Consider the following 12,458-nt stretch of genomic DNA (forward strand, 5'->3'; position numbering starts at 1 on the left):
TGCGATAGGGATGTGAGCGAAATCAACTCCGATCCCGTGCAGTTGCGCAAGGTTGCCGAACAGCTCGCCGATGAGGCCGCGGCGTTCGTGACACGACGTCGCGGCGAGGTGTTCGGCGATACCGCCGCCGACCCGAACTCCGGGTCGGCCGTGCGGGCCAAGAGCACCCCGACCGATCCCGTCACCGTCGTGGATACCGAGACCGAACGGCTACTACGGGACCGGCTGGCGGCGCTACGTCCCGGCGAACCGGTACTCGGCGAGGAGGAGGGCGGATCGCCCGCCGTGGCCGACGGACAGCTCACCTGGGTGCTCGATCCCATCGATGGCACGGTGAACTTCGTCTACGGGATCGGCGCGTATGCGGTGTCGGTCGCGGTGCAGCGCGACGGCGCATCGGTGGCCGGTGCGGTCGCCGACGTGCCCACCGGTGCGCTGTACTCGGCCGCCGTCGGGCACGGCGCGCTGCTGCACCGGGCCGGACAGACGACCCCGCTGCGGTGCAGCACCGCCACTGAGCTGTCAATGTCGTTGGTAGGCACCGGATTTGGCTATGACGTCGAGCACCGCCGACGGCAGGCCGAGCTGCTGACCAAGGTCGTGCCCGCCGTGCGCGATATCCGGCGCATCGGCTCGTGCGCGCTCGATCTGTGCATGGTGGCCGCCGGACAACTCGACGGCTACTACGAAGAGGGCGTTGCGCTGTGGGACTGGGCCGCGGGTGCGCTGATTGCGGCCGAGGCCGGCGCGACAGTGCGGCTGCCGCCCGATGACCTTCCGACCGGCACGCCGGGAATGGTTCTGGCCGCCGCGCCCGGTATCGCCGACGCGCTCACCGCCGCGGTGGGCCTGGCCTAGCAGGCCGCGGTGTGGATCTCAGACAGCAGCCCCGGGTCGGGCGGCTGGGTGGCGTCTGGGCGCAGGCTGGCCAACATCGCCTCGATATCGTCGCCGCTGCTGAGCTCGGTGAACTCGGTGCCGAGCGCAAGATCGACGGTGTCGTCGGGGCGTTCGTCCTCGAACAGCTCCGTGCAGGGCGCGACCAGCCAGACGGCGGCCGCCGCGGCCCGCCCGGACGGACCGAACCGGATCTGGCCGTGGCACTCGAGCCTGGCGCTGACGTAGATCGCGTCGTTCTCGGCGGTCGGGTCGTTGAATCCCCGGTCACGCAGGGCGCTGGCCACCTCGGCGGCCTGACCACCCTGGCCGCTGGCGTTGAGGACGCGGATCTTGGTCTCGGCGAGCTTGGCGGGCATCACCTCGGTCATCTCCGCGCGCGACACCTGTTCGCCGAGCGGCGGCGGTGGCGGCGCGGCGGGATCCGTCGGCGCCGGCGGCGGGTTGCACACCGTAGCCTCGTGCACATCGGCCGGCCGGTTCAGGGCGATGACCCAGACCAACAGCGTCACGATCGCCAGTGCGACGAACATCACGGTTGCCGGTACGTAATGGCGCCGACGGAACGGGCGACCGTGTCTGTCGAACGCGGTTCCCTCGGTGATTTGCGCGACCACGGTTGCACTCTAGAGGCAGTGGTCTAGAGTCCCTCGGGCGGCGCCTACCCAGGTGTGACGTAAATCACAGTAGAACCTGTGCCAATACGGGCACGAATCATTTGGTGGATGCGTTCGACGCTGGTACAAAGCTCTGCTGCAACGTTTATCGGAGGGGACGAGGATGGCTACCGATTACGACGCCCCACGGCGAACTGAGACTGATGACGTCTCAGAAGACTCGCTGGAAGAACTGAAGGCGCGGCGCAACGAGGCCCAGGCTGCCGTCGTTGACGTCGACGAATCGGAGTCCGCGGAGTCTTTTGAGCTGCCAGGCGCCGACCTCTCCGGCGAGGAGCTGTCGGTGCGCGTCATTCCGAAGCAGGCTGACGAGTTCACCTGCTCCAGCTGCTTCCTGGTACACCACCGCAGCCGACTGGCCAGCGAAAAGAACGGTGTGATGCTCTGCAGCGACTGCGCGGCCTGACGGGTGCGGTTTGGGGGTCTGCTATTGCTGCGGGCCGCGCAACGCGGTCAGCACACGATCCGGGTGACGGCAACTGACCAGCCAGTACGGGGTGGGATCGTCGGGATCGTCGAGAACCAACAAAATCATGGGGCCCACCCATGCCCGGTGCATGACGTAAGCCGCCGGGTCGAGTTGGCGGCCCAACGCCGCGGACTTGGCGCTGCGCGGCACCTCCGCGGAGCGCGACACCACGCTCATCGGCAGGTGCGCCGCGCCCACCCACAGCTCGGTGTCGTCGGCGTCGCTGACCACCCGCACCTCGGTCCTGCCGAGCCACAGCAGTGTGATGGCGGCGACCGGCAGCAACACTGCATACGGCGCCCAGCCCGGCAGGCCGGGCGCCCCCTGGTTCACCTGGAATGCGAGCAGCGCGCCGAAGCCGAGGCCCGGCGGCCACCACCACCAGGGCACCCACAACCGTTCCCGGTAGCGCACGGTTTGGGACGTGGCACGCGTGTCTGACACGCGGCCAAGGGTAATCTCTGACGTCGTGTCCACCACTTTGGCGGTCGTGCGTCTGGACCCAGATCTGCCCATGCCCCACCGTGCGCATGAGGGCGACGCGGGCGTCGACCTCTACAGCGCGGTCGATGTCGAACTGGCCCCCGGCCAGCGGGCACTCGTTCCGACCGGCATCGCGGTCGCCATCCCACACGGGATGGTCGGGCTGATCCACCCCCGTTCGGGTTTGGCTGCCCGCGTTGGGCTTTCGATTGTGAATAGCCCGGGTACCATTGACGCCGGCTACCGTGGTGAGATCAAGGTGGCGCTGATCAACCTCGACCCCCAGGCGCCGATTCTCGTGCACCGCGGCGACCGGATCGCACAGTTGCTCGTGCAGCGCGTCGAACTGCCCGAGCTGGTGGAGGTGACGTCATTCGACGAGGCGGGCCTGGCTGACACATCCCGTGGCGACGGCGGCCACGGTTCCTCCGGCGGACATGCGAGTTTGTGATGGCATTCGGTAAACAAGACAACGACAACACCCCCGACGAGGTCGGCGCAGTCGACGATGAGCTCGAAGGTCCCTTCGACATCGACGATTTCGACGACCCGTCGGTGGCCGCGGTGGGCCGACTGGACCTGGGCTCGGTGCTGATCCCGCTGCCCGAGGGCGGGCAGGTGCAGGTGGAGGTGTCCCAGCAGGGCGTGCCCAGCGCGGTCTGGGTCGTCACGCCCAACGGCCGGTTCACCATCGCCGCCTACGCCGCGCCGAAGTCGACTGGGCTGTGGCGCGAGATCGCCACCGAACTGGCCGAGTCGCTGCGCAAGGACGTTCCGTCGGTGAGCATCCAGGACGGCCCGTGGGGCCGCGAGATCGTCGGGGTGGCCGCCGGCGACGCCAATCAGGCCGGTGTGGTGCGGTTCATCGGCGTCGACGGCTACCGCTGGATGATCCGCTGCGTCGTCAACGGCACCCAGCAGACCATCGACGCGCTGGCCGAAGAAGCACGAAATGCGTTGGCCGACACCGTGGTTCGCCGCGGCGACACTCCGATGCCGGTGCGCACCCCGCTAACCGTGGAGCTGCCCGAGCCGATGGCCGAACAACTGCGCGTCGCCGCCGAGCAGGCCGCCGCCCAGCAGGCACAGCAGGGCGGTCAGCAGCCGCCGCTGACCGAACCGGCCGCGCGGCGCAGCGTGCAGGGCTCGGCCATGCAGCAGCTGCGCACGATCACCGGCGGTTAGGGATTTCGGCGCGCTGATCACCCCTCAGCGGGCTTTAGCGCGCCGAAATCGCAGGCCCCAAGCGCTGCCACACACGCGGCGCCGACCACCGCTGGGTCGGCCCCCATCTCGTCGAGCGTGAAAGTGCGCAGCCCGGCCCGCGGCGCGGCTTGCGCCCACTGCCGTGCGACGTCGACGGGATGTACGGGGTCGTCGACTGCGGCGGCCACACCCATCGGGGCCGCGAGTCGGGTCAACTCGTCGCAGGTCGGTGCGACGTAGCCCGCGGCCTCCTCCATCGCGTCGGGCAGCGAGGGCCACTGCGCGGCCCATGAGCGGGCCAACTCGTCGGCCAGCCAGCGCGGGCTCGACGCCCGCATCGTCGCGGTGGCCGCGTCGAGCCCGTCATCGCGCAGCAACTGCGCGGAGTGGCGCGCAGCCATCGCGGCCGGCGCCGTTTCCGGGGATCCCGACCACGCCGGCAGCGCCGCGAGCACCGCCACGGTCTGCCCCGGATGCTCCAACGCCCACGCGGTGGCCACCGCCGCGCCGATCGACACCCCGCCGACCGCGATCGCGCCGTCGCGGCCGGCGTCGCGCAGCGCCTCGCGATAGCCCGCGACGAGCCGGTCGGGTTCCGGCGCCGGGGTGACCATCACCGCGCCCGCGTCCCACAGCGCGGCCGAGAATGCCCGATGAACGTAGTTGTCGTCGGACCCGGTGCCGGGCAGCAGCACCACGGTCACCCCACGCAGATTGACGGCCATTCGACGATCGTGCCAAGCCGCGAAATCGCCCGGCGTGGCGACTCCACCCCGCGTGGCATATCGGAACCAACAGGTCTACGGTGGCGTTGATTGGGTAGATCTATGGAAGATCTGCGAAAGGTCAGGAGAGGCCATGGCTACGGCCGAAGGGTATCTGCGCCGGCTCACGCGGCGGTTGACGGAGGACCCGGAGCAACTCGATGTCGAAGAGTTCAGCGACGAAGCCGCGAGTACCGGCGCACAGAAGGCGATCGACTGCGAACGCGGTCAGGAAGTGACGATGATCGGCACACTGCGCAGCGTGGAGTGCAACGGTAAGAGCAGCACCGGTGTCAAGGCCGAACTGTTCGACGGCACCGACTCCGTGATGCTGGTCTGGCTGGGCCAGCGCCGCATCCCCGGTATCGAGTCGGGCCGCACCCTCAAGGTGCACGGCCGAGTCGGCAAGCTCGACAACGGCTCCAAGGCCATCTACAACCCGCATTACGAGATTCAGAAGTGAGCGAGCCCGGAACCGTACCGGGTGAACCGAGCAACAAGATCAACGCCGTCCTCGCCCAGGTAGGCGGCATCAGCGGACTGATCTACTCATCGCTGCCGGTGCTGGTGTTCGTTCCGGCGTCATCGCTGTTCGGGCTGGTGCCCGCGGTCATATCGGCGCTGGCGGTGGCCGCGCTCATCCTGGTGTGGCGGCTGGCGCGCCGCGAGACCGCGCAGCCTGCGGTCTCCGGCTTCTTCGGTGTCGGCATCTGCGCGTTGATCGCCTATGCGATGGGGGAGTCGAAGGGCTACTTCCTGCTGGGCATCTGGACGTCGCTGCTGTGGGCGTCGGTGTTCGCGCTGTCGGTGCTGGTGCGCCGGCCCGTCGTCGGCTTTGTATGGGCATGGGTCAGCGGGCACGACCGCGGCTGGCGCGACGTGCGCAAGGCGGTGCGGGTGTTCGACGCGGCCACGCTGGTTTGGGTGCTGGTCTTCGCCTCGCGGTTCGTCGTGCAGCACCATCTGTACGACGCGGACCAGACCGGTTGGCTGGGCGCGGCGCGCATCGCGATGGGCTGGCCGCTGACCGCGGTCGCCGCGCTGGTCACCTATCTGGCGATCCGTTCGGCCCAGCGCGCCATCCGTGCCCACGAGGCTGAGCAGGCAGGCACTGCGGGCACCAACGTCGACGCCGCGCACACCGAGCGTGACGGCGTGGCCCAATCGGATGCCCACTGAAGCCACTGGTCGCCAGCCCGCCACCTTCTCTGGCGAGCAGTCGCGTAAACCCCTGAGCCCCCCAATTTGGGGTTGGCGTCTGCTCGCGCGTACCGGTGCCCGAGATCAGCGCGGCTGGCGGTTCAGCAGCAACGCCTTGAGGTCGTCCTCGGCTTCGGCGACGGCCACGAACAACAACTCGTCGCCGCCCTCCAGCGGTTCGTCGGACTCGGGCACGATCACCCGCGGACCGCGCAGAATCGTCACCAGCGCGCAGTCGCGGGGCAGTTCGAGGCGCTTGACCGGCCGTCCGCCCCACGGGGTGTCGTCGGGCAGCGTGATCTCGACCAGGTTGGCCTGGCCTTTGCGGAACTCCATGAGCCGCACCAGATCACCGACCGCGACGGCCTCCTCGACCAGGGAGGCCAGCATCCGCGGCGTCGATACCGCGACGTCGACGCCCCAGCTCTCGTCGAACAGCCATTCGTTGCGGGGGTCGTTGACCCGGGCCACCACCCGGGGCACCGCGAACTCGGTCTTGGCCAGCAGGCTCACCACGACGTTGACCTTGTCGTCGCCGGTGGCCGCGATCACCACGTCGAACCCCTCGAGCTTGATCGCCTCCAGCAGGGTGAGCTCGCAGGCGTCGCCGAGCCGCCACTGGGCGGCGGGGACCGCGTCGACGTCGATGTGGTCGGGGTTGCGTTCGAGCAGGGTCACGTCGTGGGTGTCGACGAGTTCGCGGGCAATGGAGCGGCCGACGGCGCCGGCACCGGCGATGGCGACTTTCATAGCGTCTCTCTAGCCCTCGATGTCCTCGCTGGGCGGCAACGCCGCGATCGCCAGCGCTTCGGCGATATGTCCGGCGATGGCGGCCATGAACACCTGATCGCCGGCCTGGATGACGGTCTTCGTGTCGGGCAGCACGCCCTCACCGAACCGGATCAGAAACGCGACCCGCCCGCCCGTGGCGGTCTCCAGATCCGTCATCGGCCGTCCGACCCATTCCTCGTGCAAGGCCAGCTCGGTCACGCCGACGTTGCCGGTGGGGTCGCGCCATTTCGCGGTCTCGGTTTCGCGGGTGAGCACGTTGAGCAGCCGGTCGGTGGTCCACGGCACGGTCGCGACGGTCGGGATGCCCAGTCGCTCATACACCGCGGCGCGTTTGGCGTCGTAGATGCGGGCGACCACCCGCTCGACGCGAAACGTCTCGCGCGCCACCCGTGCCGAGATGATGTTGGAGTTGTCGCCGGAGGACACCGCGGCGAACGCGCCGGCCTCCTCGATGCCCGCCCGCAGCAGCACGTCGCGGTCGAATCCCATACCGAGCACCCGCTCCCCGGGGAACTCCGGGGACAGCCGGTGAAACGCGGTGCTGTCGCGGTCGATAACGGCCACATCGTGACCGATTCTGGCCAGGCTGTCTGACAGCGACGCCCCCACCCGGCCGCAGCCCATCACCACTACCCGCACTCCACGGTCCTTCCTGTTCGAACCCGCGCAGTCGGAACGCTACCGCTTTCCCGCGGTTATCGGCCGTCAGGCTTACCCTTGGCACTCGTGTCCAAGCTTTCGACCGTCGCACGACGGTTGGTTCTCGGCAGACCGTTCCGCAGCGACAAGATCTCGCGCACGCTGCTACCGAAGCGGATCGCGCTCCCGGTGTTCGCCTCCGATGCGTTGTCGTCGGTGGCCTATGCACCGGAGGAGATCTTCCTGGTTCTGTCGGTCGCGGGCCTCGCCGCGTACTCGATGACGCCCTGGATCGGGCTGGCCGTGGCCGCGGTCATGTTGATCGTCATCGCCAGCTACCGGCAGAACGTGCACGCCTACCCGTCGGGCGGCGGCGACTACGAGGTGGTCTCCACCAACCTGGGGCCGACCGCGGGGCTCACCGTGGCCAGTGCGCTGCTGGTCGACTACGTGCTGACCGTGGCGGTGTCGATGTCGTCGGCGATGTCGAACATCGGCTCCGCGGTGCCGTTCGTCAACCAGCACAAGGTGTCGTTCGTGGTGGTGGCGATCCTGTTTCTGGCGGCGATGAACCTGCGGGGTGTGCGCGAGTCGGGCACCGCGTTCGCGATCCCGACGTACCTGTTCCTCATCGGTATGTTCGTCATGCTCGGCTGGGGCTTCATCCAGCTCTACCTGCTCGGTCAGCCGTTGCAGGCGGAGTCGGCCGATTTCGAGATGGCGCCCGAGCACGGCGATGTCCTCGGGTTCGCGCTGGTTTTCTTGGTCGCGCGGGCGTTTTCGTCCGGCAGCGCGGCGCTGACCGGCGTCGAGGCGATCAGCAACGGGGTGCCGGCGTTTCAGAAACCGAAGTCGCGCAACGCGGCCACGACGCTGGCGCTGTTGGGTGCGCTGGCGGTCACGCTGTTCATGGGCACCATCATGTTGGCCAACGAGACGGGTGTGCAAATCGCCGAGCGCCCGCATGAGCAGCTGGTCGGGGCGCCGCCGGACTACCAACAGAAGACGTTGCTCGCCCAGCTGGCCGACGCGGTGTTCCACGATTTTTCTCTCGGGTTGCTGTTGATCACGACGGTCACGGCGCTGATCCTGGCGCTGGCGGCCAACACCGCCTTCAACGGGTTCCCCCTACTCGGGGACATCTTGGCCCAAGACCGTTACCTACCGCGCCAACTGCACACCCGCGGTGACCGGTTGGCGTTCTCCAACGGCATTCTGTTTCTGGCCTTGGCGGCCATCGCGTTCGTCGTCGCGTTCGGTGCGCAGGTGAGCTCGCTGATCCAGCTCTACATCGTCGGGGTTTTCGTCGCGTTCACGTTCAGCCAGACGGGCATGGTGCGGCACTGGACGCGGCTGCTGCGCACCGAGACCGACACCGCCGCACGCCGCAAGATGATGCGGTCCAGAGCGATCAACGCGGTCGGATTGGTATGCACGGGAACGGTCTTGGTCATCGTGGTGGTCAGTAAGTTCGTCGCGGGCGCCTGGATCGCGATCCTGGCGATGGCGGCCCTGTTCGGCATCATGCGGCTCATCCGGCGCCACTACGACACCGTCGCGCGCGAACTCGAGGAACAGGCGGGCGAAATCGGTGACCTGGTGCTGCCCAGCCGCAACCATGCGGTCGTGCTGGTGTCCAAACTGCATCTGCCGACCATGCGCGCGCTGGCCTATGCCAGGGCCACCCGTCCGGACGTGCTGGAGGCGATCACCGTCGGCGTCGACGACGCCGAGACGCGTGCGCTGCGGCACAAGTGGGAGAACAGCGACATCAGCGTGCCCCTCAAGGTGATCGCGTCCCCGTACCGGGAGGTCACCCGCCCGGTGATCGACTACGTCAAGCGGGTGTCCAAGGAGTCGCCGCGCACCGTGGTGACGGTGTTCATCCCGGAGTACGTCGTCGGTCACTGGTGGGAGCAGATCCTGCACAACCAAAGCGCACTGCGGCTGAAGGGAAGGCTGTTGTTCGAGCCGAACGTGATGGTGACATCGGTTCCGTGGCAGTTGAATTCCTCGGAGCGGCTCAAGACCATGCAGCCGCAGTCCGCACCGGGCGACGTGCGCAGGGGTTTCCTGGAGTGACCGAACCGCTCGACGCGACCCCGGCCGATCTCACGCTCACCACCGGGCCCGCGGCCAACGGGGGCAGCTGTGTGGCCCGCCATGACGGGCGCGTGGTGTTCGTCCGGCACGCGCTGCCCGGGGAGACGGTGCGGGTCCGCTTGAGGGAGGGTGCACCCGACCACGGAAAGTACTGGCACGCCGACACCGTCGAGGTGATCGAACCGTCGACCGACCGGGTCGCGTCCATCTGTCCGATCGCTGGCGTCGACGGCGCAGGATGTTGCGATATGGCGTTCGCCGCGCCGGAGGCGCTGCGACGGCTGAAGGGCTTCGTCGTCGCCAACCAACTGGCCCGGCTCGGCGGCTACCGCTGGCTCGACGAGGAACAGGCCACCGCCGAACCGGTGGGTGAGGGGAGTGCCACCGGATGGCGGACCAGGGTTCGGTTGCACACCTCGGCCGACGGTCACCTCGGCTTTCACCGCTATCACAGCTCGGAAGTGGTCACCGAACTCGGTTGTGCGCAACTGCCCGCAGGCATGCTGGACGGGCTCGACGAGCATTCCTGGCCGGTGGGCGCCCAGGTGCACGTCGCACTCGACGACGACGGCGTGCGCCACGTCGTGCAATCGGGGCCGCGCACTGGGCGCAGGGCCGCCACGCAGGTGATCGAGGGCAACTACGAAGCGCTGCAGCGGGTCGGGCGATGGACCTGGAAGGTGCCGGTCACGGGGTTCTGGCAGGCCCACCGGGATGCGGCGCAGACCTACAGCCAGCTGGTGGCCGGCTATGCGCAGCTGCAGCGGGGCATGACCGCGTGGGACTTGTACGGGGGCGCAGGAATTCTCGCCGCGGTGCTCGCCGAGGCCGTCGGCGAGACCGGCCGGGTCGTCACCGTCGACACGTCACGCACTTCGTCGCGCGCGGCACGTGCGACGCTGGCCGACATGGGCTCGGTGTCGGTGGTCACAGATTCCGTGCGCCGCGCATTGAAGGCCCAACGGCGGCGCGCAGACGTCGCAGTGCTCGACCCGCCGCGGTCGGGCGCCGGCCGCGAGGTGATCGAGCTGTTGGCCGATGCCGGGGTGCCTCGGGTGATCCACATCGGATGTGAGGCTGCGGCATTCGGGCGTGACGTCGGGCTGTATCTGGGTCACGGGTACACCGTCGAACAGGTGCGGGTCTTCGACTCGTTTCCGCTGACACACCACGTCGAGAGCGTCGCGGTGTTGACCCGCTGAGCAGCGACGAAACCACGTATTAGCAGGCTGGCTTTTATTTTTTTCTCGGGTATGGTCGGACCAAGTGATGGTTGCCACTGTGAAAAGGAGCAACGATGGCTAAACAATCTGCGAAAAAGCCCGGGAAGTCAATTAAAGAGCGTCGGGCAGAGAAACGAGCCAAGGTCGAAGCGACTGAGGAATTCCTTCCGAAGCGTAAGCGCTCGGGTTAGTTGTGACTGATCGGACCTGCAGAAATTATCGGCTCTGAGGCACGGTTTCAGAGCCGATATTTACTGTGCGGACATCGTTTTCTCGGTGCACAACTAAAAATCGCAGCGCGAACTCAAAGAAATTCTTGCCACGCCGGTTGCGTTGGAACTAATTGCGACACCGCAACGTGCAAACTCTTTGCTTTTAGAAAGTCGATAGTCAACGAGAAGGGACGTAGAACAAGTGGACGCCGTGATGAGGCGCACGGAACTGCCGGGGGAAGCGGCGACATCGGTCGATCGCACCGAGTTGGATGCACTGGAGGATGCGCTGGCCAAGGCAGGCGGCGCATCGACCGGTGAACGCAGCGCCGCGCACCGCAAGGGCTACACCGCGGCACTTCGATTCGCGCGCCTCTGTGTCCTCGATCAAATGGCAGTCGTTGCAATGGATTTCACGAACACTTCGCGCAACGAGGAGCGCTGGTCGCAACGTCTGCGCACCAGGACGTTGGCCGCGCTCCGCACGATCTCACAGCGTCTCTCTGAGGCGCTACGCGCGGAGTCTCACGACGATGTGGCAGCGGGCTACCGGGATGGAATCCGCGTAGCGCTGGAACTCACCAGAGAACAGGAGCGCGCTGTGCAACGAGAAGCTCAGTTGCGCAACGCTCAAGGGATAGCCGTCTAGTTACGGCGCAGGGGTGCTCGAGTCAGCACTCATGAGTCGAATGGAGTCTCAGTTGGCAGTCCGGGAGATCGGCTCGTCGCCGATTGTTTTCGGTCAGGCGACAGAGCTATACGAGTCCATGGCCGCGGAGTTCCGCCGCCATGGTGTCAGCGACGGCGAAAGCGCTGAGTCGATCATCGTCATCGTCGATGACGAGCTGATCGATTCGATTGTCGCAGATGGTCATTTCAGCCGCGCGAGACGCCAGGAGAGGGCCAGCGAGAACCAGATCTGCGACTTTGTCACCGACACCGCCATCTCCATCGGAGCCCAGCGGCTGCTGGTGGTCTGCGATGTGCGGTACACCCGCGACGGGAAGCGGGTCCGGGTGGTCGACTGGGTGCGGGACCTGGCGCTCCGGATCAGCTACGAGTGCTCGATGAACGGGGTTCAGGACTTCACCACATCGATGGCGCTCGTGCGTTCCGACGCCGAGGCCGATCGCACGTCACGCGCAGTCGTGGACTGGTACAAGGGGATTCGTCCCGCCGGCGGTTGGTTCTGAACCCCGCCGGTCGGCGTTGAGCCCGAAGTGAGTTTCGGTCCGCGCCATGTCGGGTACCTGGGGGCGTGCAGACGTTCCTGCCCTACTCGGGATTCGACGCGTCGGCGCGCGTGCTCGACCGACGCCGTCTCGGTAAGCAGCGGGTCGAGACCATCCAGATCCTGCGGGGCCTGACGGTGCCGGGCTACGGCTGGCGCCACCATCCGGCCGTTGCCATGTGGGCGGGATACGAGGAGGCCCTGGTGCGTTACGGGCTCGACATCTGCGCGGTGTGGTGCGAGACCGGTGCCTCCGACACATGTGCGTCGACCCTTGCCGCCGATCTGAAGCAGGGCACCGGCCTGACCGAGGTGCGGACCCAACAGGAGTTGGCCAGCGCCGCCGAATTGCCACCCTGGTTGGGCGATACGGAGTTTCATCGCAGCCACCAGTCCTCGCTGGTGCGTAAGGACCCGGACCACTACCGGGTGCACTTCGGCGACGTGCCCGACGATTTGCCGTACGTGTGGCCCAAGTCAGACCGGGAGCGCCGGATCCGCTGACCTGTTGCCGCCCGCGGCCGTGAGCGGGGACAGTGGGGCAAGCGGAGTGTTGGGTTTT

Annotated in this window: 16 protein-coding genes; 11 read left to right on the top strand and 5 right to left on the bottom strand. The window is 67.4% G+C overall.

Annotation, left to right across the window (positions count from 1 at the left end; genetic code table 11):
* The first annotated feature begins 12 nt into the window (after positions 1-12).
* Positions 13-858: an inositol monophosphatase family protein gene (locus tag ABQF13_RS02435; RefSeq protein ID WP_448391100.1), complete on the top strand. Its 846-nt coding sequence runs from the start codon at positions 13-15 to the stop codon at positions 856-858.
* On the opposite strand, the gene cei is transcribed toward ABQF13_RS02435, so the two are convergent.
* A complete protein-coding gene (gene cei / locus ABQF13_RS02440; RefSeq protein WP_448391101.1) occupies positions 855-1,514 on the bottom strand; it encodes an envelope integrity protein Cei in 660 nt (219 codons plus the stop codon). The genes ABQF13_RS02435 and cei overlap by 4 nt on opposite strands.
* A gap of 163 nt (positions 1,515-1,677) precedes the next feature.
* Between cei and ABQF13_RS02445 the strand changes: the two genes are divergently transcribed.
* Entirely contained in the window at positions 1,678-1,980 is a 303-nt protein-coding gene (locus ABQF13_RS02445) for a DUF4193 domain-containing protein (RefSeq protein WP_448391102.1), read from the top strand.
* Between the two features lie 21 nt (positions 1,981-2,001).
* On the opposite strand, the gene ABQF13_RS02450 is transcribed toward ABQF13_RS02445, so the two are convergent.
* Positions 2,002-2,487 (bottom strand): DUF3093 domain-containing protein, encoded by a 486-nt coding sequence (locus ABQF13_RS02450; RefSeq protein ID WP_448391103.1) that lies wholly within the window; start codon positions 2,485-2,487, stop codon positions 2,002-2,004.
* 25 nt (positions 2,488-2,512) lie between these two features.
* Here ABQF13_RS02450 and dut point away from each other — a divergent pair, with 25 nt between their 5' ends.
* Positions 2,513-2,977, top strand: coding sequence for a dUTP diphosphatase (gene dut / locus ABQF13_RS02455; protein ID WP_448391104.1), 465 nt, complete (start codon positions 2,513-2,515; stop codon positions 2,975-2,977).
* Positions 2,977-3,711 carry a DUF3710 domain-containing protein gene (locus ABQF13_RS02460; RefSeq protein ID WP_448391105.1) on the top strand — a complete coding sequence of 245 codons (735 nt, stop codon included), beginning with the start codon at positions 2,977-2,979 and terminating at the stop codon, positions 3,709-3,711. The genes dut and ABQF13_RS02460 overlap by 1 nt, the downstream gene beginning before the upstream one ends.
* A gap of 17 nt (positions 3,712-3,728) precedes the next feature.
* Here the strand turns inward: ABQF13_RS02460 and ABQF13_RS02465 are convergent, their stop codons facing one another.
* Complete coding sequence (locus ABQF13_RS02465) at positions 3,729-4,457, bottom strand: alpha/beta hydrolase family protein (RefSeq protein ID WP_448391106.1); 729 nt, start codon at positions 4,455-4,457, stop codon at positions 3,729-3,731.
* Positions 4,458-4,590: 133 nt separating this feature from the next.
* On the opposite strand from ABQF13_RS02465, the gene ABQF13_RS02470 reads away from it, so the two are divergent.
* Complete coding sequence (locus ABQF13_RS02470; protein ID WP_448391107.1) at positions 4,591-4,959, top strand: OB-fold nucleic acid binding domain-containing protein; 369 nt, start codon at positions 4,591-4,593, stop codon at positions 4,957-4,959.
* A complete protein-coding gene (locus tag ABQF13_RS02475) occupies positions 4,956-5,675 on the top strand; it encodes a DUF3159 domain-containing protein (protein ID WP_448391108.1) in 720 nt (239 codons plus the stop codon). Before ABQF13_RS02470 ends, ABQF13_RS02475 begins: the two co-directional genes overlap by 4 nt.
* 105 nt (positions 5,676-5,780) lie before the next feature.
* Here the strand turns inward: ABQF13_RS02475 and ABQF13_RS02480 are convergent, their stop codons facing one another.
* Together ABQF13_RS02480 and ABQF13_RS02485 are read right to left on the bottom strand one after the other, a co-directional pair.
* Positions 5,781-6,446, bottom strand: coding sequence for a potassium channel family protein (locus ABQF13_RS02480; protein ID WP_448391109.1), 666 nt, complete (start codon positions 6,444-6,446; stop codon positions 5,781-5,783).
* Between the two features lie 9 nt (positions 6,447-6,455).
* The gene (locus tag ABQF13_RS02485) at positions 6,456-7,127 is read right to left on the bottom strand and encodes a potassium channel family protein (RefSeq protein ID WP_448391110.1); all 672 of its coding nucleotides are present in this window, start codon (positions 7,125-7,127) and stop codon (positions 6,456-6,458) included.
* A gap of 78 nt (positions 7,128-7,205) precedes the next feature.
* Between ABQF13_RS02485 and ABQF13_RS02490 the strand changes: the two genes are divergently transcribed.
* The 5 genes from ABQF13_RS02490 to ABQF13_RS02510 all read left to right on the top strand — a co-directional run bounded on the left by ABQF13_RS02490 (position 7,206) and on the right by ABQF13_RS02510 (position 12,400).
* Positions 7,206-9,209 (top strand): APC family permease, encoded by a 2,004-nt coding sequence (locus ABQF13_RS02490; protein ID WP_448391111.1) that lies wholly within the window; start codon positions 7,206-7,208, stop codon positions 9,207-9,209.
* Positions 9,206-10,432 (top strand): class I SAM-dependent RNA methyltransferase, encoded by a 1,227-nt coding sequence (locus ABQF13_RS02495; RefSeq protein WP_448391112.1) that lies wholly within the window; start codon positions 9,206-9,208, stop codon positions 10,430-10,432. Before ABQF13_RS02490 ends, ABQF13_RS02495 begins: the two co-directional genes overlap by 4 nt.
* A gap of 435 nt (positions 10,433-10,867) precedes the next feature.
* The gene (locus ABQF13_RS02500) at positions 10,868-11,314 is read left to right on the top strand and encodes a hypothetical protein (RefSeq protein ID WP_448391113.1); all 447 of its coding nucleotides are present in this window, start codon (positions 10,868-10,870) and stop codon (positions 11,312-11,314) included.
* 52 nt (positions 11,315-11,366) lie between these two features.
* Positions 11,367-11,858, top strand: a complete 492-nt coding sequence (locus ABQF13_RS02505; RefSeq protein ID WP_448391114.1) for a hypothetical protein — start codon at positions 11,367-11,369, stop codon at positions 11,856-11,858.
* Positions 11,859-11,923: 65 nt separating this feature from the next.
* Entirely contained in the window at positions 11,924-12,400 is a 477-nt protein-coding gene (locus ABQF13_RS02510) for an MSMEG_6728 family protein (protein ID WP_448391115.1), read from the top strand.
* The last annotated feature ends 58 nt before the right edge of the window (positions 12,401-12,458 follow it).

The organism is Mycolicibacterium sp. XJ879 (assembly GCF_053483935.1).